17 protein-coding genes are annotated in these 25,851 nt (G+C 41.9%); all 17 read left to right on the top strand.

Annotation, left to right across the window (positions count from 1 at the left end; translation table 11 throughout):
- Position 1 precedes the first annotated feature (1 nt).
- On the top strand, positions 2-1,189 hold the full coding sequence (locus Q5866_RS00565; protein ID WP_186974917.1) for a murein hydrolase activator EnvC: 1,188 nt from the start codon (positions 2-4) through the stop codon (positions 1,187-1,189).
- A gap of 181 nt (positions 1,190-1,370) precedes the next feature.
- On the top strand, positions 1,371-1,769 hold the full coding sequence (locus Q5866_RS00570) for an ATP-binding protein (RefSeq protein WP_303178106.1): 399 nt from the start codon (positions 1,371-1,373) through the stop codon (positions 1,767-1,769).
- Between the two features lie 9 nt (positions 1,770-1,778).
- Positions 1,779-2,207, top strand: coding sequence for an rRNA maturation RNase YbeY (gene ybeY, locus Q5866_RS00575; RefSeq protein ID WP_186974916.1), 429 nt, complete (start codon positions 1,779-1,781; stop codon positions 2,205-2,207).
- Between the two features lie 10 nt (positions 2,208-2,217).
- Positions 2,218-4,092 carry a tRNA uridine-5-carboxymethylaminomethyl(34) synthesis enzyme MnmG gene (gene mnmG / locus Q5866_RS00580; RefSeq protein ID WP_186975008.1) on the top strand — a complete coding sequence of 625 codons (1,875 nt, stop codon included), beginning with the start codon at positions 2,218-2,220 and terminating at the stop codon, positions 4,090-4,092.
- 120 nt (positions 4,093-4,212) lie between these two features.
- A complete protein-coding gene (ade, locus tag Q5866_RS00585; RefSeq protein ID WP_303178108.1) occupies positions 4,213-5,826 on the top strand; it encodes an adenine deaminase in 1,614 nt (537 codons plus the stop codon).
- A gap of 12 nt (positions 5,827-5,838) precedes the next feature.
- Positions 5,839-7,641, top strand: coding sequence for an excinuclease ABC subunit UvrC (uvrC, locus tag Q5866_RS00590; RefSeq protein ID WP_186974914.1), 1,803 nt, complete (start codon positions 5,839-5,841; stop codon positions 7,639-7,641).
- 146 nt (positions 7,642-7,787) lie between these two features.
- Entirely contained in the window at positions 7,788-8,345 is a 558-nt protein-coding gene (locus Q5866_RS00595) for an RNA polymerase sigma factor (RefSeq protein ID WP_141560916.1), read from the top strand.
- 117 nt (positions 8,346-8,462) lie between these two features.
- On the top strand, positions 8,463-9,620 hold the full coding sequence (locus tag Q5866_RS00600; RefSeq protein ID WP_099291370.1) for a FecR family protein: 1,158 nt from the start codon (positions 8,463-8,465) through the stop codon (positions 9,618-9,620).
- Positions 9,621-9,997: 377 nt separating this feature from the next.
- Positions 9,998-11,152, top strand: coding sequence for a TlpA disulfide reductase family protein (locus tag Q5866_RS00605; protein ID WP_292265065.1), 1,155 nt, complete (start codon positions 9,998-10,000; stop codon positions 11,150-11,152).
- A gap of 59 nt (positions 11,153-11,211) precedes the next feature.
- Positions 11,212-12,645: a TlpA disulfide reductase family protein gene (locus tag Q5866_RS00610; protein WP_303178113.1), complete on the top strand. Its 1,434-nt coding sequence runs from the start codon at positions 11,212-11,214 to the stop codon at positions 12,643-12,645.
- 10 nt (positions 12,646-12,655) lie between these two features.
- Positions 12,656-13,612 carry a TlpA disulfide reductase family protein gene (locus tag Q5866_RS00615; RefSeq protein ID WP_099291367.1) on the top strand — a complete coding sequence of 319 codons (957 nt, stop codon included), beginning with the start codon at positions 12,656-12,658 and terminating at the stop codon, positions 13,610-13,612.
- A 5-nt stretch (positions 13,613-13,617) separates the two neighbouring features.
- Positions 13,618-16,002 carry a DPP IV N-terminal domain-containing protein gene (locus Q5866_RS00620; RefSeq protein ID WP_292265060.1) on the top strand — a complete coding sequence of 795 codons (2,385 nt, stop codon included), beginning with the start codon at positions 13,618-13,620 and terminating at the stop codon, positions 16,000-16,002.
- Between the two features lie 421 nt (positions 16,003-16,423).
- Positions 16,424-17,905 carry a hypothetical protein gene (locus Q5866_RS00625; protein ID WP_303178115.1) on the top strand — a complete coding sequence of 494 codons (1,482 nt, stop codon included), beginning with the start codon at positions 16,424-16,426 and terminating at the stop codon, positions 17,903-17,905.
- A gap of 41 nt (positions 17,906-17,946) precedes the next feature.
- The gene (locus tag Q5866_RS00630) at positions 17,947-21,612 is read left to right on the top strand and encodes a SusC/RagA family TonB-linked outer membrane protein (protein WP_303178117.1); all 3,666 of its coding nucleotides are present in this window, start codon (positions 17,947-17,949) and stop codon (positions 21,610-21,612) included.
- A gap of 12 nt (positions 21,613-21,624) precedes the next feature.
- Positions 21,625-23,202: a RagB/SusD family nutrient uptake outer membrane protein gene (locus Q5866_RS00635; RefSeq protein WP_186974908.1), complete on the top strand. Its 1,578-nt coding sequence runs from the start codon at positions 21,625-21,627 to the stop codon at positions 23,200-23,202.
- An 11-nt stretch (positions 23,203-23,213) separates the two neighbouring features.
- Positions 23,214-24,233: a hypothetical protein gene (locus Q5866_RS00640; RefSeq protein WP_186974907.1), complete on the top strand. Its 1,020-nt coding sequence runs from the start codon at positions 23,214-23,216 to the stop codon at positions 24,231-24,233.
- Between the two features lie 156 nt (positions 24,234-24,389).
- The gene (locus Q5866_RS00645; protein ID WP_292265052.1) at positions 24,390-25,772 is read left to right on the top strand and encodes a TolC family protein; all 1,383 of its coding nucleotides are present in this window, start codon (positions 24,390-24,392) and stop codon (positions 25,770-25,772) included.
- The last annotated feature ends 79 nt before the right edge of the window (positions 25,773-25,851 follow it).

Raw genomic sequence — 25,851 nt, forward strand, 5'->3', positions numbered from 1 at the left:
CATGAATGTTTTTCGCGTCATATTGATTTTAATCTTTTTCTTCACCTTTACGGTTGCTTACACGCAATCTATAGAGGCGATTAAAAAGAAAAATGCGAAGACCGAAAAAGAAATTGCTTACCTGAACAAATTATTGGATAACGCTCGTAATGATCAATCGGCTACTATTCAGAAAATCACGATTATTAACCAGAAAATTGTAAAGGGAAAGGAAATGATCCAATCCCTCACGAATGAAGTTAAATATATAGAGAAACAAATATCGAGCAACGAGTACGTTAAATCTGATCTGGAAGCGAGTAAGCAACAAATGTTGGATTTCTATGCTAAAATGGTTTACGAAACTTGGAAAAAAAGAAATACATCCGATAAGTTGGTATATATATTCTCTTCTTCCAGTTTTACTCAAGCCTATGCTCGATATAAATATTTCGAGCAGGTACAGGATTATTCCAAACGTCAGTTAGAGAGAATAAAACAAACGAATGATTCGTTGACTTCGATCAATAATCAACTTACTGAATTGATGGCGTTGAAGAATGCGACGCAATCTAAAATATCTGCCCAGAACAACGAGTTAATCAAGGAACAGAATCAAGCTAATAAATACGTCGGGGAACTCAAGAAAAAAGAGAAAGAGATTCTACGAAAACTGAATATCGAGATTAAAAACCGGGAACGGTTTAAAAAAGAATTGGAGAAACTTATTGCTGCTCAAGCGAAAAAGTCCGGGAGTAAAAATTCTAACTATAAATTAACACCGGAAGAGAAACTTATTTCTGACGATTTCGCTAAAAACAAAGGAAAGTTACCTTGGCCTGTTGAACAAGGGTTTGTTTCCGAAAAATTCGGGGTGAATATACATCCGGTGTTCAAACAGGTGAAGTTAAATAACGCGGGAATTACAATTACTACATCGCGTAATGCTGATGTGAGAGCGGTATTCAAAGGTGTGGTAACTGAAATAATGTTTATTCCGGGGGATAATAATGTTGTTATTGTGCGCCATGGAAATTATCTGACGGTATATTCAAATTTGGTGGAGATCTTTATAAAGAAGGGCGACACCGTGAACGTGAAACAGAAAATTGGTAAGTTGGCAAGTAGCGGGGAAAACAGTACACTAAATTTTCAGGTATGGAAAGATAAGGATAATATGGACCCACAATTGTGGTTAACGCCGTGGTAAATTATGGATATAAAATTTTTATATTTATCGGAGTTGATAATTAGAAATATTTTGCTTACATTCGCTAAACTGTAGTTAGTGGGGTATTTTGGATACGTTTACGTATGTTTGGTTTAATAATTAATAGGAGTTATTTAGTTTATGATTTTGTCTAAGATTTTAGATATTAACTGTAGAAAGCATGGACAAACTGGAATTTTCAATTGCCTCGGAAATTGGCAATATCGTTAAAGTTGAGAATTTTATCGATTATTTTTCGGACGTTTATAATGTTGAACCGGACGTGTTTGGCAAAATAAGTTTATGCGTCATTGAAGCCGTAAATAACGCTATTCTTTACGGTAATAAATTGGATCCTATGAAGCATGTGAAATTCATAGTTCATGAGGAAGATAAGCGTTTGTTCGTTGCTGTAAAGGATGAAGGCGAAGGTTTTGATTATTCATATATACCTGATCCTACTTTGCCCGATAATATTGAAAAAGATGCCGGGAGAGGACTTTACCTGATGAAAACGTTTTCTGACGATTTGATATTTGAAGACGGAGGATCCAAAGTGATCATGGTTTTCAATTTATGAATGGATTAGATGAGTGAGATTTTTTTTTTCAACGAGGAATGTGAATTTCCTGCTTTTTTCTCAAAAGAGAGGGTGACTCAATGGCTTCAACTTGTTGCTGAAGATTATTCATTGAAATTGGGTACTATCTCTTTTATTTTTTGTAATGATGATTATATACTGGACGTGAATAGAAAGTATTTGAATCATGATTACTATACTGATGTAATCACGTTTGATTACAGGGAAGGGAAAGTACTTTCCGGTGATGTATTTATAAGTCTGGACACGGTTCAATCCAATGCTTTGGAATTCGGTACTACCTATGAAGAAGAATTGCATAGAGTGATAGTTCATTCTGTGCTTCATTTAATAGGTTTTAAAGATAAATCGGATAATGACGCGCAAGAGATGCGTCAAAATGAAAATCATTGCTTAGAATTGCTTAAAACACTTTGATATGTCGCAGTTGTTACCTGAATATGATGTTATTGTAGTGGGAGCTGGTCATGCCGGTTGTGAGGCAGCTTGTGCGGCAGCTAATCTCGGATCAAAAACTTTACTTATCACTTTGGATATGAACAAGATAGCGCAAATGTCTTGTAATCCGGCAATGGGTGGTATTGCTAAAGGTCAGATTGTCAGAGAAATAGATGCGTTGGGTGGATATTCAGGTATCGTAACGGATAGAAGTACAATTCAATTCAGAATGTTGAACCTTTCCAAAGGACCTGCTATGTGGAGTCCGCGATCTCAATGTGATCGTATGGTATTTTCTTCCGAGTGGAGGGATATTGTAGAACATACCGATAATCTCGATCTTTGGCAGGATGATGTTATTGAATTGATTTTGGATGATGGGAAAGTGGCAGGGGTGAAGACTCAATTGGGTGTTTCCTTTTCAGCTCCTCGTGTAGTGCTCACGAATGGAACATTTTTAAATGGTCTGATGCATATCGGTCGGGTAACTTTTCCCGGTGGTCGTATTTCTGAACCTGCTTCTCATGGATTGTCCGAGCAATTGTTTGATCATGGTTTTACCGTGGGGCGCATGAAAACGGGAACACCTGTTCGTATTGATGGTAGAAGTATCGATTTCTCTAAATTGACCAGACAGGATGGGGATAATGATTTTCATAAATTCTCTTTTCTGAGTTTCGCGTATACAAATTCACTAGAGAAACGACCTTGCTATATCGCTTACACGAATAAAGAGGTTCATGATATATTGCGTGAAGGTTTTGACGATAGCCCCCTTTTTAACGGGACTATCAAGAGTATAGGCCCTCGTTATTGCCCGAGTATCGAAACTAAGTTAGATACTTTTTCCGATAGGGATAGTCATCATTTATTTTTGGAACCGGAAGGGGAGAGGACTACGGAATATTATTTGAACGGGTTTTCTTCTTCTTTACCTTGGGATATACAATTAAGGGCACTTCGAAAAGTTGAAGGTTTTGAAAATGTAAAAATATATCGTCCGGGGTACGCGATTGAGTATGATTTTTTTCAACCGACACAATTGTACCCGACTTTGGAAACGAAGTTGATTAAGGGACTTTATTTTGCGGGGCAAATTAACGGGACTACCGGATATGAAGAAGCCGCCGCTCAAGGTTTGATGGCTGGGATTAACGCGCATCTTTCTTTACATGAGAATAGAGATTTTGTATTAAATCGGGATCAAGCTTATATAGGTGTATTAATTGATGATTTGGTGACGAAAGGAGTGGATGAACCTTATCGTATGTTTACCTCTCGTGCCGAATATCGTATTTTATTGCGACAAGACGATGCCGATGTCAGATTGACTCCCTTGGGATATTCTATAGGTTTGGTGAAGGAAGATCGTTACTCTATTTTTGAAGACAAAATTTTAAAGCGGGACAGGTTAATAGACTTTATTTCCAATTTCAGTATTTCTCCGGATGAAATAAATTCCGTGTTGGAATTATTCGGTTCTTCACCTATTCGTCAAAAATTGAAATTGATTGATATCATTTCTCGTCCTCAAGTAACGATTCCTAAAATAGTGGATTATATTCCTTCATTGAAAGAATTTATTTTTGATAATTCTATTCGAGAAGAAATTATTGAGGCGGCTGAAGTTTTGATTAAATATTCGGGGTATATAGAACGTGAAAAATTAATTGCCGATAAATTGAATCGATTGGAAAATTTAGTCATCGAGAATAAATTTGATTACATGGCGATAAATTCTCTATCATATGAAGCTCGTCAAAAGTTGACTAAAATCAAACCAAAAACAATAGGACAAGCGTCACGTATAACCGGAGTATCGCCTTCGGACATTAATGTTTTATTGATTTTAATGGGAAGATAACTGAAATGTTTCACGTGGAACATTTCAAAATGGTGCGAAGGGTACCTTGTAATATAGATACATGAAAACTTGGGGAGAGATAGAAAAAGTAGAAATAAACATCATATAAACAGTTATTTTATGAAAGTGATAGAAGGAAATTTAGTTGATATTGACAATAGAGAATTTTATCCGTGTACAATAACTGTTTCTGACGGAAAAATTCTTTCGATAGAGAGAAATTCAAATTCTTACAATCATTATATATGCCCGGGATTTATGGACGCTCATGTACATATCGAGAGTTCTATGTTGATGCCTTCGGAATTTTCAAAATTGGTTATTCCTAACGGGACAGTGGGGGTAGTATCTGATCCGCATGAAATAGCGAATGTTTTGGGTGTTGAAGGAGTGAAAATGATGATAAAAAACGGGGAGGAAACACCTTTAAAAATTTTCTGGGGAATACCTTCTTGCGTTCCGGCGACTCCATTAGATAAACCGGGTAATATTATTACCGCAGAAGACACGGAGATATTGGCAAAAACCGGACAATTTACCATGCTCGCGGAGGTGATGAATATTCCGGGTGTTCTTAACGGTGAGCCGGAAGTTATAGCAAAACTGGATATAGCTAAAAAATACGCTTTAAGAATAGACGGTCACGCGCCGGAATTGAGGGGTGATACGTTAAGCGCTTATATTGCTCATGGTATAGAAACCGATCACGAGTCATCTGAATTGGAAGAAGCAGAGGAGAAAATTTCAAAAGGAATGCAGATCATGATTCGAGAAGGGAGTGCGGCAAAGAATTATGATGCTTTAAAATCTTTAATTGCCACACGTACCGATAACGTGATGTTTTGTACGGATGATTCCCATGCCGACGATCTTTTAATAAAAGGACATATCAATTATTTAGTGAAAAAAGCCGTGTCTGACGGTTTCGGGATATTTGATATTCTTCAGGTGGCATGTATTAATCCGGTACATTTTTATCATTTGGATGTAGGGACATTGCATGTCGGGGATAAAGCTGACTTTATCATTTTGGAAGATCTCGAATCTTTGGATATTCATGCTACTTATATTAATGGGGTAGAAGTCTATCGAAAAGGGGGAAAAATAGAAATTTCGGATTCAAAAATTCCTTGTTTGAATTTATTTAATCACGATATTATAAAAGATATTGATATCCGCACGGATGTGGAAGGAGATATTCACTGTATAAAAGTAGTTCCGGATAGTATCATTACCGAGAGAATGATGCTCCATTTCGACCGAAGAATAGAAAATTATCAATCGGATGTGGATTCCGATATTTTGAAAATAGTGTACTTGAATCGCTATTATAACACGAAACCCCAAGTCGGATTTATATCCGGTATAGGTATAAAACATGGGGCTTTCGCTTCTTCAATTTCTCACGATTCCCATAATATTATCGCGGTAGGCTGCACGGATACGGATATTGTAACTGCCGTGAATGAAGTGATAAAACTCAAGGGCGGACTGGTCGTGAATGATAGCGAGAAATTGCATGCGTTACCGTTACCGGTAGGGGGAATTATGAGTGATCGTTCCGGTCAGGAAGTTGCCGAACAGTACATGGAATTGAATAAATTACTTTCTAAAATGGGAACACCCTTGAATTCTCCTTTTATGACGCTCTCGTTTATGGCATTGATTGTAATACCTACTCTGAAAATAGGCGAAAAGGGAATATTTGACTTCGATAAATTTGATTTCATATAGGAGTTTATTGATATGACTGATGAATTAGGATTGAAAGAGAAAGTTAGTAAATTACCTACCACTCCCGGGGTGTATCAATTTTTTGATGCAAATGGAGTTATTATTTATATAGGTAAGGCTAAAAATCTAAAGAATAGAGTTTCATCCTATTTTGTAAAGAATAATCAATCTTCGAAGACCATGGTTCTGGTCAGAAAGATACGTGACTTAAAGTATATTGTCGTTAATACGGAAGAAGATGCTTTGTTACTGGAAAATAACTTAATCAAGAAATATAAGCCTCGATATAACATCCTACTGAAAGACGATAAAACTTACCCTTGGATATGTATCACGAAAGAGGCTTTTCCCCGTGTATTTACCACACGTAAGTTTATCCGGAACGGTTCGGAGTATTTTGGTCCTTTTACATCTGCCAGATACGCCAGTACACTGATTTCCTTGATAAAAAGTCTTTATAAATTGCGTACATGCAATTTAAATCTCAATAAATCAGTGATATATAGCGGAAAATATAAAGTTTGTCTTGAATATCATATAGGAAATTGTTTGGGTCCATGCGTGGGGTACGTGACGGAAGAGGAATACATGGAAAATATTACCCAAATTCGAAATATATTGAAAGGTAATATCTCTTCTGTCATTGACTTCATGATGCAAAAGATGAAGGAATATACCATTTCGCTTCAATTCGAGAAAGCTCAAGAAATGAAGGAAGCCATAGAAGCACTGAAATCACACCAGACTAAATCCACTATTGTTAGTGCTTCCATGAATGACATAGACGTTTTCTCTTATCTGGAAGACGAAAAATACGCGTACGTGAATTATTTGCGTATTGTTCATGGAGCTGTAAACCAAGTACATACAATAGAATTAGAGAAAAAACTAGATGAATCGAAAGAATCACTTCTATCATTTGGAATTTTTGAAATCCGCCAGCTCGTGAATAGTCGTTCCAAAGAAATTCTGGTTCCCTTTTATCCTGATTTGCTTATGCAAGGGCTGAATTACGCTATTCCCCAGCGAGGAGAGAAAAAACAATTGCTGGACTTATCGGAACGGAACGTGAAATTCTTTAAAATGGATCGTGAGCGGCAGAGAGGATTACGTCGTCAAGATACCAAATTGGACTTGTTGAACACGATAAAAAACGAGTTGAAATTGCCTCGTTTACCGCATCGCATGGAATGTTTCGATAACTCGAATATACAGGGAACCACTCCGGTAGCTTCCTGTGTTGTCTTCATAGACGGGAAACCGGCGAAACGGGAATATAGACATTTCCACGTGAAAACTGTTATCGGGGCAAATGACTTTGCTTCCATGGAGGAAATATTGTATCGTCGCTATCATCGGGTTTTGGAAGAGGGGGGAGAACTTCCCGATTTGATAGTCGTGGATGGTGGAAAAGGACAATTAAGCTCTGCTGTTGCCACTTTACGAAAACTGGATTTGGTGGAACGAGTACCGATAATCGGTTTGGCAAAGCAAATGGAGGAAATCTATTACCCGGGCGATAAAGATCCTTATTTATTGGCGAAAACATCTATTTCTTTAAAGACTTTGATGCATATTCGGGATGAAGCCCATCGCTTCGGTATCACATTCCATCGTAAATTGCGCGAAAAGAAACAAACGGTTAGTGTCTTGAGTGAAATAAAAGGTATAGGAGAAAAGACGGAAATATCTTTATTACAGAATTTTAAAACGGTAAATGCGATTCAATCCGCTTCACAGAAAGAACTGGCAACTGTTATCGGGGCAGCTAAAGCAAAAATCGTGTATGATTATTTCCATAAATCCGATGAATAAAGATATTGGATTCGAGTACAAATAGAATAGGTTTTTTAAACGATTATTTTGGAAGTAAAATATAATCTCTATATTTGTCTGTTACATCGAACGGAAAATATTCAATAAACTATGCATGTTTATTATACGAGTGTGTGATTTTATCTATGAGTGACGAATTGTATACAGTAGAATGGCTGAATGAGGATTATTCCGAGCATTTTGAAGGTTTATACAAGTTTATGTATAAACGTCTGTATCTTTTTGCCCGAAATTTTTTAATGGATGAAGCGCTTGCCGATGATGTTGTTCAGGAAGTTTTCATGGGATTGTGGAATAAAGGGAAAAGTATGCCGGAAAATATTCCACTGGAACGTTACCTGTTTACCTCGGTGAGAAATTTATGCGTGGATCATCATCGTAAATTGAATATTATAGATAAATATCAAAAGCATCTTGTTGAATCCGAAGCCATGGTATATTTTCCGTACGGGGAAGAAGAATCGGAGCGGGAAAGAAAGGTGAAAAAACTTTTGGCGGAATTACCCGATATGCAACGGCAAGTGTTGGAATTGAGTGTCGTCGAAGGGTTGAAGTACAAAGAAGTGGCGGAACGTTTGAATATAGCGGAGGGAACCGTACACACGCATATAAAAAGAGCATATAAATATATCAAGACTCACTTGGCATTTTTGCTGTTATTTTTGTATATGATATTCAAATAGTCATTTTATGGAAAAAAAAAATCATTTTGCTGTACCCCGAAATAAACATGAGTTCGTTTTCAGTATCAGAAGAACTATGTAAAATTGAATTTATGTAGATTTAAGAAGAGGTGAATTATGAAACAGATAGAGTGGGATATCATAGAACGCAAATTAGAAGGGGGACTTTCTCCGGAAGAAGAAAGTCGTTTCGGAGAATGGTACACGGCAAACAGGGAGAATAAAGATTATTTTCACAAGATAGAAAGGTTTTATCAGAAAAACGGGTTCGTGAAGGAGATTACCGATAAGGATGCAAATGTTTCTTGGAAGAAGTTTTCCAATCGTCTGGAGAAAAAGAAACCGGGAAAAAGGCGCAATCTTTTTTATTGGTCTGTTTCAGGTGCTGCGGCTTGTTTGTTGATAGGCATTCTGGTATTTACTTTAGGGCGTGACGAGAAAACTGTTGCCCCTACCCAAATGGCAACCATTCCAGCGGGAGGAAATAAAGCTATTTTGCAGTTATCCAATGGAATATGTGTTGAACTGGAAAATCTTTCCAACGAGATGGAAGATGCTTCGGCTAAAATCGTTAATACAGGCTCTGTATTGAGTTACGAGAAAAAACAGGATACTTTGATTCAAGAGGAAGTTTTCAACAAAGTAACGACTCCGAGAGGGGGAGAATACGGGATAACACTTTCGGACGGGACAAAGGTGTATTTGGGAGCTCTCTCGGAGATTGAATACCCGGTGACATTCTCCGGAGATAAACGAGTGGTGAAGGCATCCGGTGAAATCTATTTTGACGTGGCTCATGATCCGGGACATCCGTTTGTCGTGGAAATGAAAAACCAGAAAATAGAAGTATTGGGAACATCATTCAACGTCAGGGATTACGAGGATGAAGAGTTTGTTGAAACCACTCTCGTCAAAGGTAAAGTGAAAGTATCGGCAGGCAATGAATCCTGTATTCTGGAACCGAGTCACCAAGCCGTGTTGGATAAGAAAAATAACACGATAGTACAGAGAGAGGTAAACGTGGATGAATTCGTGGATTGGAAAAACGGAAAATTGAATATCCGGAACCAACGTTTGGAAGATATTCTGACCCGATTGAGCAAATGGTACGATGTTTATGTCTTCTACACGAGTGAAGACGCCAAAAACTTGCGCTTCTACGCGAATATTGACCGGTATAGTGATATGAATGAATTGTTGGATAAGTTCGAAAAGACAGAACAAGTCAAATTCGAAATCAAAGGAAACGTGATTAATGTTTCGACCGTGAAATAAGAATTAAAATAGTATTGACTGTATAGAGTAGAGGGTGTGTCAAAACACACACTCTCGTCCATAAGGTCTGAAGGTCCATAATGTTGTAAGGTCAAATGTATAGAGAGATTTGATTTATGATATTGTATGTCATTGTGTTATTGAATCGTGGACTTTATGGAATTTAGGAGCCGGAGGCTCGACTTTGTGGACATTATAGACTGGAGGTGTGTCAAAACACACCTCTTTTATTAAGAATTTGTTAAAATGTATCTTCTTTGTACCCTGTTTTGAAAGTTTATTCGTTTTGCGTTAAACAGTAATTTCAACGCCGGAACGAATGAATAAGAATAAGGGTTTTTACTTGTAAGTTCGGGTAAATTTTAAAAAAGGGATGTATGAAAAGAACGAAGATTTTTCTAGCAGTGTTCGCGTTATCAGGTATGTTTTATAACGGTCAGGCACAGGAAACAAAAACGGAAGTGAAGGATAGTGTCACAAGTGACGGTACCGTTCGCAAGACTATTAAAATGGAGGTCAAGAGTGCGGAGGATTTGCAGAATTTATTCAAGATGTTGGGTAATGGAAACGTGCAGGTTAAGAATAAGTCAGCCGATGCTCAACAAAAAAAGGGGACAGTAACGACCTTGAATCAAGTTCAGGGACGATTAATGGAGAGTAATGGTGATAAAACTTTGCATGCAAAATCTTATTTGAATCGTCAAGCACCGGAATTGAAAGTTGAGAAATGGTTGACGGATGTACCGAACACGGAAGGTAAATTTGTGTTGATTGATTTCTGGGGGCCTTCTTGCGGACCTTGTCGGAAGAGTATTCCTGATTTGAATAAATTCAGTAAGCAGTTTAAAGATAAATTAGTGGTGATTGGTGTGGCTCCAAACAAGGAAGAATCTGTACGGGGGATGAAAGAGCCTGTCATCGAGTATTATAGTGCTATCGATACGAAAAAGGAATATATCGGTAAATATGAAGTGAAAGGTTACCCGCATGCAGTGCTTTTGGATACTCGGGGAATCGTTCGTTGGGAAGGTAATCCGGTATTATCAGGATATGAATTAACAGCCGAGGTAATTGAAGGGTTGTTAAAAAAATATGATTACGAGAATGGAGGGGTTGACCGGAATATGGCAAAACCGTTTTTAGGAGAAAAAGTACCGGATTGGAATATAAAGGAATGGTACCCGAAAGAACCGAAAACGAAAGGCAAGTTTGTTTTGCGGGATTTCTTCAGTTTCCACTGTGGCCCCTGCCGGAAAGCAATCCCGAAGTTAAACAAATGGAGTAAGGAATTTGCCGATGATTTAGTGGTGATTGGTTGTGCCAAAGATGGCGTAAAGCGATTACTGGAAATCGAGCCTAAAATCGAGTACAATTTGGCAAGTGACCCGCAAGGGGAAATATGGAAGACTATGGATTTGCACGTGTTGTCATACGTCCAATTGATTGATCCGAAAGGGATTGTCCGTTGGGAAGGTCTTTGCATAGATTTGACAACTGCAAAAATCAAAGAAATTATTAGTAAGTACAAGTAGCTGTTTTTTGGAGGTTGTCCGAGATAATTTTTGGACAACCTTTTTTTAATCGCATGAAAATGAAACGTAAAGTTATTCTTGTCGTTGTAGCGATATTGTGTCTTTTGGGAAGCGGATACGCGCAGAAGACTGAAAAAATGAAAGTTCGGGAATGGCAATCCCCGGTATTGAAAAGTGCCCGGACTTGTTTAGAAGTTCAAGTGCAGGGTTATGAACCCGGAATGAAGAAAGAAGGATATTTGTCATGGGGTGGATTTCTGCCCGGTAAACAAGAATTTGCACTGGATGAAAACGGGAAAACTCTGATAGAATTCGAGCAACACGGTTCTTTGTTGTTGAATCTTTCTTTAGCGTGTATGGATCGGGAATTAGAGATTGTCCTGAATCCGGGGGAGAATGCAAGGCTTTACGTGAATACAAAAGAAACAAGGGGAGAATTTGAAGGGGATTATTCGGAATTGAATCAATATTTGCTTTGTCGTGGTGAGCGTAACCGTAGTTATCCGGTAGATTTGGAAAAAATCAAAGGAATGACGGAAAATGAATACATTCTTTATTGTAAAGAATTGTATGATAGTCGATTAAAAGAGTCATCGAAGCAAAAGAAAAAACAAGGTGAAGGTTGGTTCCGCTATGCTCAATTGGAAGCGTTGTTGGATTGTGCGGAAGATATTTATTCGATGAATCCGAATTTTGAGAAGGCGTATCAAGGAGCAAAAGATTCGAGAGAGCTGCCTTATACAAAATATCCCTGCTTTAATATATTGCAGCCAATTTTTCTGGAAGCCGGTTATGATTTGATGCTTCTGCCCGAGCATTCGATTAACAAGATGTTATCGTACTTTAGAAAGGAAGAACAGTTGCAGGCTTTTTTGGAAAATAAAGGAGGTTATTTACTGGATTTACAAAAAGCTCATGTTTGCCATTTGCGTGTAAATAATGATCTGCCTTTAAAAAAGGAACATCTGACATTGATGCAAACGGCTTCACCCTACGTGAATGAGTTATTTACCGATATCTACGAGAAAGGAAATAAGGCATGGGCAGAACATCTGGCAAAACCGGGATATAAGATTGGAAAGGTTCCGGACGTACCGAAAGAACAGGTGTTTGACAGTATCATGACGGGCTACCGGGGAGAAGTGGTATTTGTTGATTTCTGGTACGTGTACTGTAAATCTTGTTTGAAAGCGATGAATGAAATGGAGGAAGTGAAACAAGAATTTGAGAAAAAAGGGGTTAAGTTTTTGTTTATTACCGGGGCGAAGGCTTCACCGGAAGAGCGTTGGTTGAAAATGATACCGGACATGAGTGGCGACCATTACCGGGTGACGAATGAAACTTACCGCTATTTGATAGATGAGCAGTTTAAGATGGGAGGGTTGCCCCATTATTTAATCGTGGATAGAGAAGGGAATATAAAACATTCTTTCAGAGGTTTTATGGGACGTGAAAAGATGCGGGAAGTATTGGAAAATGAATTAAAGAATTAAAAAAGAATATATGAAAAGAGTTGTATTATTATTTATAGCCGTGTGGTCTGTTTTTCCTGTTTTTTCACAACAAAAACAAGACAAAGTTTGGTTGTATGCCAAATCGATTATCAATCAAAAGGCTCCGGAATTAGTTGTCGAAGAATGGATTACGGATCGACCGGATACAAAAGGAAAATTTGTTTTGATTGATTTTTGGGCAACGACGTGTGGCCCGTGTAAAAAAGCGATATCTCATTTGAACGAGTTCAGTGAGCGGTTTAAAGATAAGTTGGTGGTGATCGGGATTTCTTATGAGAAAGCGGAGAAAGTGAAAGCCATGAAAGAACCTGTTATTGATTATTATAGTGCGGTGGATACGGAAAAGAGAATGAGTAAAGAATTGGAAATTACAGGGATTCCACACGTGATACTGATAGATCCTCAAGGTATAGTACGTTGGGAAGGTTATCCGTTGGGAGGGGTTAAGTTGACGGCGGAGGTGATTGAAGATATTATGAAGAAATACGGGAATGAGGATAAGGTAGAAAAAAAGATGTGGGCAAAATCTTTCTTGAATCAAAAAGCTCCCGAATTAGTGGTTGAAAAATGGTTGACCAAAGAGCCGAAAATGAAAGGTAAATTCTTGTTGATTGATTTTTGGGGACCTTCTTGTGCTCCTTGTCGGAAAGGGATTCCGGATTTAAATGAGTTCAGTAAGAAATTTAAAAAAGATTTGGTGGTCATTGGGATGTGCGGTCAGAAAGAAGAACAAGTGAGAGCGATGAAAGAGCCTGTGATCGAGTATTACAGTGCTATCGATACCAAGAAAGTATTGCATAAAGCCTTGGGGATAACGGCTGTCCCTCATGCTATTCTGGTTGATCCGGAAGGCATCGTACGTTGGGAAGGCTACCCTCTTCTGAAAGGACATGAATTGACGGCGGAAATAATTGAAGAAATAATCAAGGAGTACAAGAAGAAATAAAGATAATGGTAAGGTATTTTTTATGGATATTACCTTGTTTATTCGTCCTTTCCGGGGTAGGGCAAAAGGCGAATTATAAACAAGCGGAGCGTTTTTTGAATTTAGAATCTCTGGTCGGTTCTACAAGTGTGTTACCTAATGTTTTGAAGGGGACGGATAAATTCTGGTACAAATATGAAACGAAAGACGGGATACATTATTATTTCGTGGACCCTAAAGCCGGACTGAATCGTGAATTGTTCAACCGCAAAGAGTTAGCGGGTGAGATTAGCCGGGTGACGCACAAACCTGTTAATTACAAGGATATTAAATTATCGGGTTTTTCTTTGGAAGAGAAAGGGAAGGTTTTGCAATTTACTTCAGAGGGAGTAAGATTTAAATACGATCTTCGGACGAACGCTTTGGAACGAGTGATTCCCGACACGACAAAGAAAAATCCGAAAACACCGGTGAAGCCGGCTAAGACGATAAAATACGACGGTAAACTTTCCCCGGATAGCAATTACACGGTATATGCCAAGAATCATAATCTGTATTTATTTTCGCTGAAAGATTCCGTGGAAACACAATTGACAACGGACGGGCGTACAGGTTATTCTTACGCACCCAAGACGGCGGATTCCACGAAAAAGGTGATTCCGGATATTACTTGGTTCGGTGATTCAAGATTCTTTTATGCGGAGCGTGAGGACAAAAGAAAAATGGAGGAGCTTTACTTGGTAAATACTTTAGGCACGGGGCGTCCGACATTGCAGAAATACAAATTTGCCATGCCGGGGGATGAACACGTGCAACAGAATGAATTACACGTGTTTGATATTTCCATTAAAAAAGAGGTGAAATTAGATGTAGAAAAATGGAAAGATCAAAAATTATCCGTGTACAGTGTCGGACGCCCCGCTAAAAGGCTTTATTTCACGCGCAAGAAAAGGACTTGTGATGAGATGGAGTTGTGTCGGGTAATCCCGGAAACGGGAGAAGTGAAAGTGTTGATTAATGAAGTATGTGAACCTTATTTTAATGATCAGCTATTTAAATTCCACGTATTGAAAGACGGGGAAGAAATTCTTTGGTGGTCGGAACGCACGGGGCACGGGCATTGGTACCGGTATGACGGAGAGGGAAACCTGAAGAATGCTGTCACTTCCGGAGGTTGGACATCCGGGAAAATTGTTCGGATAGATACCACGGGACAAACCATTTATTTCGAGGCTTACGGGCAAGACAAAGAGGGTGTGAGTCCTTATTATGCTCGCTTGAATAAAGTTCGTTTTGACGGGAAAGGAGGGGTGAAAATATTGACACCGGAACAGGCAACGCACAAAACGAACTTTTTGTTTGGCGGGAAATATTTCGTGGACAATTATTCCCGTGCTGATTTGGAACCTCGGAGCGTGATAAGAAACACGGATGGGAAAGTTGTTGTAGAATTGGCATCTCCCGATTTGTCCCGGCTTTACGAAACGGGTTGGCGTATGCCCGAATCTTTTACCGTGAAAGCGGCGGACGGTTCAACCGACCTGTTCGGTTACATGTGGAAACCGGCGGATTTCGATTCCACGAAGACATATCCAATCATATCTTACGTGTATCCGGGACCGCAAACTGAAGGAGTTCCTTTGGAATTTAGCGTTTCAACGGGATTTAATAACGCGGCTTTGGCACAGGTGGGTTTTATCGTGGTCACGTTCGGACACCGGGGAGGAAGCCCTTTGCGTGACAGATGGTACCACACCTACGGATACGGCAACCTGCGGGATTACCCGTTGGCTGATGACAAGTACGGGATAGAACAACTGGCAGATCGTTACCCGTTTATTGATAAGTCAAGGGTAGGAATATTCGGTCATTCTGGGGGAGGCTTTATGTCCACGGCGGCAATCTGCACCTATCCGGATTTTTACACGGCGGCTGTATCTTCTGCCGGGAATCATGATAATAATATCTATAACATCTGGTGGGGAGAAACACACCACGGGATAAAAGAGGCAAAAGCTACCAAGCCTGTGACCAAGAAAAAAGCAAAAGCCCCGGAGGATGTAAAAGATTCCACGAAGAGTACGATTGAAAATGTAAAATTCGAGAAACCCAATATCCCGACCAATATCGAGTTGGCAAAGAACCTGAAAGGGCATTTATTGCTCGTGGCCGGGGATGCTGACAATAATGTGCATCCTGCCAACACTTTCCGAATGGCGGATGCGTTAATCAAGGCCGGTAAGAATTTCGATATGCTAATTTTACCCGGTCAAAATCACGGTTATCGGGGAGTGTCTTTGGATTTTTTCAAACGAAAAATATGGTTCCATTTCGCGAAGCATCTATTAGGCGATTATTCCACGGATCAATTTACAGAGATCGACGAATACATGCGTTTAGGAAGTAATTAGTTTTGTTTAAATAGTATCTGTGTATTTTTAAAAGCGTTCGGGATTTCCCGGACGCTTTTATTATGGATAAATAAAATAGATACTGATAGATTGCGATATAAGCCTCAAGGCAATTGGGGTGAAAACTTGGTTTTAGTATATTCCTTCATATTAATAAATTTTATTGCTGTATAATTTGTAAGATAGAGAAGGGGTATATAGTTAAATTTATTCGTTGTTTGGAAAAGTGATAAAGAATGTGTTAAAAAGAATGAGTTAGATTATAAGATATATATAAAATGCCTATCTTTAGCAAGATGAGTTTTGTGTGGTAAAAAAAACAATCGTGTGAGTTTTAAAAAATGAAATTGTTGTACCCGATTTTTACTAGTTATTCGTTTTTAAGAAAAATGAAATAATGTGGTAATCTAAAATCAATAGCATGATGAAAAAAAATGTAGGATTTTTATTATGGATACTTTTATCCATTTTTATTACATCTTGTACAAAAACGTATAGGGAAGCTGATGCGGAAAAGGAGGAAGAGATTGTTCCTCCCGGAGAGACCTATACGCCTGAACAGATGCACAATTTGAATGTAGTGTATTATGTACCGTCCGATATTTTGGAAATAGAGAATTGGCATTATCGTTTGTCAGGGATGACGCTGCATATACAGAATTATTTCCACGAGAATTTTATGCGGTATCGGGTGAACAAAAAGTTCGGGTTGGAGGTGAACGAGGCTAACCCAGAGTTTATTAGAATTCACTACATCAAGAGTAACAGGAGGCAAGCCGAGATGCAGGAGAAGAATGCATCGGAGATGGCACAAGAGGTGTTGGATTATTTCAAGCAAAACCCGGAGGCCAAACAGAGTGACCACTATCTGGTGTGGATGCCGAAGTACGAGGGAGCTTTTATCAAACATTTCTACCCGAGTGATAAAGAAGGATTTGCTTTTTGCGGGGTAGATTACACGAGATGGAATCCGAATTACCTGAAATCATCCCGTGCCATGGCGGCGTTTTTGACCGATTTGGGACTCGTGTTAAAGACGTTTGCGCATTCTTGTTTTGCCGTGAATGGGAATGTTGGGTCGGATGCTGATTTTATGAGTATAATGGGAGCGAATAAGCGTGAAAGATCGACAGCAAAATCTCAACCTATATATAATTATAAACATTATGCAGGGACGGGAGGTAGTTCGAGTTCTTTTATTGCCGGTACTCCGGGTAAAATTCGGGTGCCGATATGGGATGTGCGTTACTTGTCCGGCACCCAGTTGTTTAATGAAAAGTATTCTTACGAGCCGTTTGAGGTTGTTATAGAGGATTTTAAAGTGAAATCATGGGCTGGAGCAAATTTTGTTGTGGAGAATGATACAGCCAGGGCGGAGGTGAACTTTGTTGTTCCGCAGGATACGTTAAGGATTACGTGTAAATTCCGCACGGAGCCGGCAGATGTTGAATTGGCAGGAGTTACTTTGTTTGACGACCCGTGGTTGACGTATGATGTAACAGGGAAAAGAGATAGCAAAATGGATGAAGATGAAATGGAAGATACCGGTTTTGACGCTTACGGAATGTACATGGATGCCGTGTCGTTCACGAAAGAGGGTGATTGTCACGTGGTGGAGTTTGTTTACCCGATGGTGAATCATCTAAATATGTTGTTAACTGAGACATCGGTTAGTACTGAAACTCACGAGTTACGTCTTCGGTTTATCGGGAAAAACGGGATGGCTTACCCACATGCACCTCGGTCGATAAAGGGCGTGGAAGAAATGCGATACAAGTATAAAGTGACGGGAGTGAGGGCACAGACGAAACCTGTGGAAGTTCCTTACTATCAAAAGCATGATATTGCCGAGAAGGATTTCTATGGTGGCACGTGGGGTGAAATTGTTGAAGGGATGGAGTGATATGAAAAAAACAGATGTTTAATAAAGCTAAATATATATTTATGAGAGCGATAAAAACGATGAGATTAGTCGTGTTGCTTCTGCTGTTTTCGGTGGGTAGCGTGTTGTTTGCCAATGCGCAGGAGGTGAGGTTGGATTTGCAAGTGAAGCAAAAATCATTGATCGAGGTAATTGATATACTGAAGCAAAAGACGGGGTTCTCTTTTGTTTATTCTGCTGCGGATGCGGAGCGGGTGAAGGAGTTGACCTTCGACTTGAAGAACAAGACGATTCGCGAGGTATTGGATGCAGTGTTGGCGAAGACGAATTTCGTGTACACGATTGACGACAAGGTGATTATCTTGAAACGGAAAGTTCCGGTACGACCCGCTGCCAAGCGGACGGTGAGGGGAGTCGTGGTGGGTACCGCACCGAATGACACGTTGCCCGGGGTGACGGTGATGGTGAAGGGTACTACCACGGGGGTGACCACCGACGTGCACGGGAAGTTCTCCATCGTGATCCCGGACGGGGACGACGTGGTGTTGCGTTTCACGTTTATCGGGAAAAAGATGGCAGAGGTGCACTACAAGGGACAGGAGTTCCTGACCGTGAAGATGGAGGATGACGCGCAGGAGTTGGAAGAGGTAGTGATCAATGCCGGGTACCAGCAAATCGACAAGCGGAAATTGACCAGCGCAGTGACGACGCTGAAGATGGACGACATCATGACCCCGGGTATGACCACGCTGGATCAGATGCTGGAAGGGCGCGTGCCGGGTATGGTATTTATGCAGAACTCAGGACAGGTGGGTGCCTCCCCGCGGTTGCGTATCCGCGGTACGTCCACCGTGTTGGGTTCCCAAGAGCCGTTGTGGGTGGTGGACGGTATCATCCAGGAGGATCCGGTGAACGTGGATCCCGCCCAGTTGAATGACTTGGACTTTGTGAACTTGTTGGGTAATGCTATCTCGGGGTTGAACCCGGAGGATATCCAGCAGATCGACGTGTTGAAAGACGCTTCCGCCACGGCGTTGTACGGTACGCGGGCGGCCAACGGTGTTATCGTGATTACCACGAAACAGGGTAAGGAGGGGCCTCCTACCGTACGTTACAGTTTCAGCGGAACGCTTTCTCGCAAACCGCGTTACTCGGACCGCAACGTGAACGTGATGAATTCGGCCGAGCGGGTGGCTTACTCCCGAGAAATTTTGGAGAAGAAGATGGAATATAGTGACAAGAACACGTGGATCGGTTACGAGAAGGCTTTCGAGGATTACCGTAACGGTTTGATGACCTTCGAGCAGTTCCAACAGCAAACAGAATATTACGAGACATTGGACACGGATTGGTTCGACGTGCTTTGCCGGGATGCTTTTTCGCATACTCATTCTCTCTCTTTCTCCGGGGGCTCGAAGACCGCCAAGTATTACGCTTCGGTGGGATACAACCGCCAGAACGGGGTGCTACAGAAAGAATTCGGGGATCGCTACACGGCCTCAATGAAAGTGACGTTGAATTATGATCGTTTTAATGCGACTTTTGATTTGAAAGGGAACGTGCAGAAGCAGGAGCACACGCCGTCGGATGTGGGGTTGATGGATTTTGCTTACAATACGAGCCGCGCCATACCGGTGTATAACGAGGATGGGTCGCTCTATTTCTATCCCAAAAAAATGGTTATGGGGGGAGATAATGCAGGAGAAGCGTGGTTCAATATCTTGAACGAACGGGATAATTCTTACGAGAACATCGACAAGAATCAGTTGTCGTTCTCGGTGAATGCCAATTATAACATTTTGGAAAACTTGAAATTGACGGGTGTGTTTGCCTACTCTATTTCCAACACGGATGATGACGTGTATCACGGTGCCACAACGCATTATGCCAAGTCGCTCGCTAAAAAGGGGTATTCATTAGATGATTTTACGGATCGTGGAAAAAACGGGGAGTACGATAAGGGTAGTTTCCGACAACATACTAATTTGCCGTACGGGGGTGAATTAAAAACGAATTCGACTAAGAACGAAAACTACAACTTGCAGAGTCGGTTGCAGTATCATATCTATTTGGATGAGGAGCAAGATCACATGTTGTCCGCCATGGCGGGATTTGAATTGACTTCTTCCCGCTACACGGGATTATCCAAAACATTCCGGTGCTACGTGCCGGAGCGGGGATTGCAAGTGGGCAATGTGGATTTCAAAGAATATGGTGAATACACGAAATGGTTGACCACGGATGCTAATGCCTTGGGTAAATTTAAGGACACGGAATCGAATAAACTTCGTTTTATGGGAGTGTTGAATTATAGTTATCAGAATCGCTATATCTTTAACGCTAATATGTCGGTGGATTATTCCAACCAGTTCGGTGACCGGGCGAGAGACAAGTTTTTGCCGATTTGGTCGGTTTCCGGTCGTTGGAATATGCACGAGGATTTATTGAAAAACGTGTATTGGGTGAACGACCTTGCCTTGACCGCTTCTTTCGGGTACCAGGGAACAACGCAAGCATCGCAGATTCCGGATTTGATTATGGTGAAAGGGGAGTTGGATCCGGCGTTCAATGAATTCGGTTCAACCATCAAATCTTTCCCGAACCCGGATTTGAGTTGGGAAAAGACGATGTCGTTGAACAGTACGTTGCACTTCTCGTTGTTCAACCATAAACTCAGTGGAACGCTTTCTTATTTCTACAAGAAGACGACGGATGCTTTCTTGAACAAGAAGGTGATGCAGGTGAACGGGGTATCCTCTTACTCGGTGAACGAGGGAACCGTGACGAACCAGGGTGTGGAGGTGAGTTTGAATATCAACCCGATCAACACCACCATGGGGGGAGGAAACCGGGATGGCTTTATGTGGCGTATCGACCCGCAGCTGGGAGGTATTGTCAACAAGTTAATCAACCGGGCGCTGCAGTCGAATGCCGAGGATCCGTTGCACGACGAGTACACCTACATGGATTTCTTGAACGGGAATGCACACGTGTCGGGAAAACCGTTGAACTCCTTCTACTCGTATGAATTCACGGGGTTGAGTGCCGATGACGGTCGCCCGACGTTTGCCCGCGTGGGAGAGGAGTATTTTGCCGAGTATGTCGATATGCCGAAGGCGGATGTCTTCACCAAGGTGATGCGCTATTCCGGTTGCCGCGTGCCTGTGTTGCAGGGAGGTATCTCCAACACTTTCTCGTGGAAAGGGTTCGTGCTGGACTTCAACCTGACGTACAGCCTGGGTTCCAAGGTTAGGTTGTTGAAGTTGTTTAACCCGGATGCCAAGTCGTTGGCGGTGTCGCCCATACAGAACTTGCGCAAGGAGATGGTGGACCGCTGGCAAGTGCCCGGGGACGAGAAGTACACGAATATCCCGGGGATATTACCTAAGAAAGCGTATGAAAATACACTCAATCAGGTTTGGTGGAGAGGAGAGCCTTACGCATTTGCCAAGAATATCTGGGAGATGTATAACTATGCCGACGTGCGGGTGATCAGTGGTAACTACTTGAAATTGCAGCGGTTGAATTTGCGTTACGTTTTCTCGGATGAGGTTTGCAAGAAGTTGCGTTGCAAGTCGATGTACGTGTCACTGTCCGGAACGAACCTCTTTACCTGGGCTGCGAAGGAGCTGAAAGGACAGGATCCCTCCTCGCAATCTGGTTCGGCAGACAAGATAAACGTGGCGGTACAGCCGACCTACTCGCTGAGCGTGAACGTGTCATTTTAAAACAGGTGAGTTATGAAAAGATATTTTATTGGAATTTGGGTATTGCTTTTGGGATTGACCGGTTGCTCCGATTTTTTGGAGGAGCAGTCGAATGAATACGCTTACGCCACGACTTGCAAGGATTTGAACGAGTTGCTGGTGGGGAGCGGTTACATGAAAAACGAGGTGATTAGTGGTACTAACGCACTAAAACCCAGTAATAAAACGGGGGTCTATTTCCCTTGGTTGAATGTGATGGATGACGACGCAGAGGAGTTTGTGAAGGGGGATTACAACGATACCGATCCCTCCACTATGTTGCGTGGTTTTTATGCGTGGGAGAAAGATCCGTGTAATACTTCCGGTGTATTGTATAACGATCCCACTTGGGGACGCTTGTACGAGCATATCGCCGTGGTGAACGTCATCCTGAACAAGGCAGAGGAGTTTACCAAGGAATCGGAGGCGGATCGCAATGCGGTGAAGGGGCAGTGCCATTTCTTGCGTGCCTCGTTCTACTACCTGTTAGTGAACCTGTATGCCAAGCCGTACGATCCCGTGACGGCAGAGCGGGACCCGGGGGTGCCCATCAAGTTGACGCACTACGTGGAGGATATTGAATACGAACGTTCAACCGTGGATAACGTGTATCAGCAAATCGTGAGTGATTTGAATGCAGCCATCGATTATTTGAAAGATTACGAACCGACTACCGTTCGGCGTGTCGGGTTGGATGCCGCTCGCACTTTCTTGAGCCGCGTGTATTGCTACATGGGGAAATGGGAGCTGGTGCCGGAGTTGTGTAATGCGGTGATTAACGGGAACAAGTATAGCTTGAAGAACCTGCCCGGGGCAGGAGTGAAGGATACTTCTTGGCTTGATGCCAATTCGCCCGAGATTATTTTCACGCAAGGGAGCAATAGTATCAACCGGGTATTCCCGCTCGTGAAAGGAAAGACGAATTCAGCCGCTTTCCGCGTGTCGGAGGAACTGGTGTCCTTGTTCGACAAACACGGCGTGAAGGATGGCGAAGCGAACGACTGCCGGAAAAAATTCACTCTTTTCCGGGAAGAGGTGCCTGCCAATGAAGGATTCTCGGGTTTCTATATTCCCCGTAAGGTAGGGGCTGCTCCTGTCAATGAAAAGAGTTTGTTTGTTTCGGATAACTTCACGTTGCGCCTGTCGGAGGTGTACTTGAATCTGGCAGAGGCATTGGCGATGACGGATCAGGAGGAGCCTGCCCGCGAAGCGTTGAAAAGTTTGTTGAAATACCGCGTGAAGGATTTGCAGCCGATCACAGCCACGGGCGAGGATTTGATCAAGTATATTCGCGACGAGCGTCGCTTGGAGCTTTGCTTTGAAGGACAGCGTTGGTTCGATTTGCGCCGTTATGCGGTTAGTCCGAAATATTTGGAAACGAAGAGCATCAAGCACAACGTGTACGGGAACTCGTATGGCGGTAACGGTACGCCCGGTATATTGGAGGGGTACTATCTGCTCCCGACCTACCCGGACGGGGGATGGGTATTGCCGATACCTGCCGTGGAAGTGGAACAAAGCGAGGGTAGCCTTGAGCAAAACAGCCGTGAAGATTGTCTCTTGTATAATTAAAATGGAAAGTTATGATGAAGATAAAAACGTTAGTTTGTGGATTGCTGTTAGGAGTATTAGGATATTCCTGCGGCGATAACGAGGCGGGTTCTGCATCGCACTTGGATGAGAATTGGTATAAGATTGAGTACGATCCGAATGCGGGGGAACTGGATCAGTTGATATATGACGTGTATGCGAACACGGGTTTCCCCATTTTCTACTCGGACACGATCGGGTGGAGCACCCGTTACGACCACGGGGGTAATTCTTACACGCATTATGAAATATTTAAGCCCGGGTATAGCTTTACGGGTTCCCTTGGTTCAATCGTGTTTACGATTCAGCGGGACGAGAGTAAGATTCAGATGATGGTGGAATTGCTGCGGGATTATGTGATAGAACCTTACATGAACAAGGAGTACGGGTCTAATTTTAAAGGGAAATACGGGCCGCACGCATTCTTGGTGTTGGATACCTTGATGAAGGGTAAGGTAGCGGATTCTTTGTATCGGGATTTGGGTGTGCTGGCATTGAGTTCCCGGTTCACAATGTCGAGGGGGAAAGTGAAAAACTTTATTCCCGTGGAGCAGATGACCGAGGAGGAGAAAAAGGGGTATGGTTGGCGATTGGCCATGTACGAGTTGAAGTATTTCTTTGAAGTGACGTACAAGGAGGAGTTGCAGGCTTATTTTAATATCCCGAAAGAAACACCGGATTTTTATGAAAAGTGGGATAAGAAGGATCTTTTTGAGTTAGGAGCACAGTATAATACACAGTACAAGGATTTGGTGGTTCCTGATTATCTTAGCGAGTTAAGGACAAACCCGAGGAGATACGGTGTTTTGCGATATGCTAAAGTAGACCAATATGGTGTTACTTTCCCGAGTACATTGCAAGACCTTATGGATTTTATGGAGATGATTTACACGAAGACAGATACTGAAATCCGGGCAGAGCATGGCGAATACTCGATGATTATTAAACGATACGAGGCATTATTGAATTTATTGAAGAAAAGCGGTTTGACACAATTTATCAAAGAGCAATAAGACAGATCAGTTCATTTAGTGAGAGAGGCGTCCGGGCAGAGTTCCGGGCGTCTTTTTTTTGCGATAAATTTTGGGAAGCGTGTACCCTGTTTTATGGAGGTGTTCGTTTTAATTTAAAATTTAGATAAGTATGTGTTCAGCTAACAATTGGAGTTTATGAGAAAGAGAGCGTTTTCTTTTGTGTGTATTATAATGTTAAGTGCTTCGCTTCGGGGGCAGGAAGTGGCTAGGGGTGGTCAACCGGAGCGGGTGATCACGATCGAGGAGTGTCAGCAGTGGGCGATGGATAATTACCCGGCGATACGGCAACATGGGTTGTTGGATCAGGCACGGGAATACACGTTATCGAATATTTCGAGGGTGTATATGCCGGAGTTTAGTTTGTCGGGAGTGGCGTCGTGGCAGTCGGAGAAGATGGAGTTGGATTTGAAGATGCCGGATAAGGTGAATATCAGCGTGGATTTGAACGAGGTTGCTCAAGGGCAGAATCTTAACTTGCCGACGATGAACGTACCGGTGTCGATTCCCCAAATGACGATTCCCGTGAGTGACCGGGATCGTTATAATGTGTCGCTGTCGTTAAAGCAGGCGTTGTGGGCAGGGGGAAGGATGAAGGCGGGAAAAGAGATGGCAAGCCGGGAGGTCGATATGATGCATGCTGGATTGGATGCCCAGTTATACGAGATCAAGGATAAGGTGAAACAGTTGTATTTCGGTTTATTGACGATAGAGGGGAGGGAGAAACAGTTGAATCGGGCGGACGAGATTTTGGATAGCCTGCGGGTACGAGCCGAGGTGGCTTTGAAAGAAGGGGTGATTTACGAGACGGATTTGGATGTGATAGACGTGGAGCGTATAAAATACAAACAGTTGCGGGTTGAACTGGAAGCCAAGCGGGAGGCTTGTCTGAACGTGTTATCGACTTTGATTCACCGACCTTTGTCGAAAGAAACCAAACTACAAGTTCCAGTAGTGGAGAGTCGTTTTGGAAATGGCGAGGTGAAGCGTCCGGAGTTGAGATATCTGGATAGCAAGATCAAGCGGCTGGATGCCGATTTGAAGATGCAGAATGCCGAGAACATGCCTAAAATCGGTTTGTTTGCGATGGGGGGATACGGTAAATCGGGATTGAACACGTTTGACAGTGATTTTAAGCCTTATTTTATCGGCGGGGTGATGGTAAGTTGGAATTTCGGAAAGTTGAATACACGAGGGAATGACCGGAAATTGATTAAGGTACAACAAGAGAGCGTGAGAAACCAACAAGAGAGTTTTATTTTCAACACGAAGATGGAAGTATTGATGCAGGATGCGGAAATCAGAAAATTGCAGGAGTTGGTAAAAAGTGACGAAGAGGCTGTGCGCTTGCGAGAGAGTATCCGGCAGGCATCCGAGGTGAAGTATGCGAATGGGGTGTACACGATCTCGGAGTTGATCACGGATGTGAATCAGGCGTTGATAGCACAGCAGGAAAAGGTACTGCGGGAGGTAGAGCTGAAGATGATGGTCTATTCAAAGAAAATAACGTTAGGTTTATAAAGTTCATAACGATTTATGATTTTGGATTTGAGATTTATGATTTCAAATTTTATTAAAGGATTTACGATTAGAGAATTAA

The organism is uncultured Butyricimonas sp. (assembly GCF_959596855.1).
In the GTDB taxonomy this organism is placed as follows: domain Bacteria; phylum Bacteroidota; class Bacteroidia; order Bacteroidales; family Marinifilaceae; genus Butyricimonas; species Butyricimonas muris.

Coding starts and splice junctions, on each gene's coding strand:
- Q5866_RS00565 (WP_186974917.1), top strand. CDS start 2: ATGAATGTTTTTCGCGTCATATTGATTTTAATCTTTTTCTTCACCTTT.
- Q5866_RS00570 (WP_303178106.1), top strand. CDS start 1,371: ATGGACAAACTGGAATTTTCAATTGCCTCGGAAATTGGCAATATCGTT.
- ybeY (WP_186974916.1), top strand. CDS start 1,779: ATGAGTGAGATTTTTTTTTTCAACGAGGAATGTGAATTTCCTGCTTTT.
- ade (WP_303178108.1), top strand. CDS start 4,213: ATGAAAGTGATAGAAGGAAATTTAGTTGATATTGACAATAGAGAATTT.
- uvrC (WP_186974914.1), top strand. CDS start 5,839: ATGACTGATGAATTAGGATTGAAAGAGAAAGTTAGTAAATTACCTACC.
- Q5866_RS00595 (WP_141560916.1), top strand. CDS start 7,788: ATGAGTGACGAATTGTATACAGTAGAATGGCTGAATGAGGATTATTCC.
- Q5866_RS00600 (WP_099291370.1), top strand. CDS start 8,463: ATGAAACAGATAGAGTGGGATATCATAGAACGCAAATTAGAAGGGGGA.
- Q5866_RS00605 (WP_292265065.1), top strand. CDS start 9,998: ATGAAAAGAACGAAGATTTTTCTAGCAGTGTTCGCGTTATCAGGTATG.
- Q5866_RS00610 (WP_303178113.1), top strand. CDS start 11,212: ATGAAACGTAAAGTTATTCTTGTCGTTGTAGCGATATTGTGTCTTTTG.
- Q5866_RS00615 (WP_099291367.1), top strand. CDS start 12,656: ATGAAAAGAGTTGTATTATTATTTATAGCCGTGTGGTCTGTTTTTCCT.
- Q5866_RS00620 (WP_292265060.1), top strand. CDS start 13,618: ATGGTAAGGTATTTTTTATGGATATTACCTTGTTTATTCGTCCTTTCC.
- Q5866_RS00625 (WP_303178115.1), top strand. CDS start 16,424: ATGATGAAAAAAAATGTAGGATTTTTATTATGGATACTTTTATCCATT.
- Q5866_RS00630 (WP_303178117.1), top strand. CDS start 17,947: ATGAGAGCGATAAAAACGATGAGATTAGTCGTGTTGCTTCTGCTGTTT.
- Q5866_RS00635 (WP_186974908.1), top strand. CDS start 21,625: ATGAAAAGATATTTTATTGGAATTTGGGTATTGCTTTTGGGATTGACC.
- Q5866_RS00640 (WP_186974907.1), top strand. CDS start 23,214: ATGATGAAGATAAAAACGTTAGTTTGTGGATTGCTGTTAGGAGTATTA.
- Q5866_RS00645 (WP_292265052.1), top strand. CDS start 24,390: ATGAGAAAGAGAGCGTTTTCTTTTGTGTGTATTATAATGTTAAGTGCT.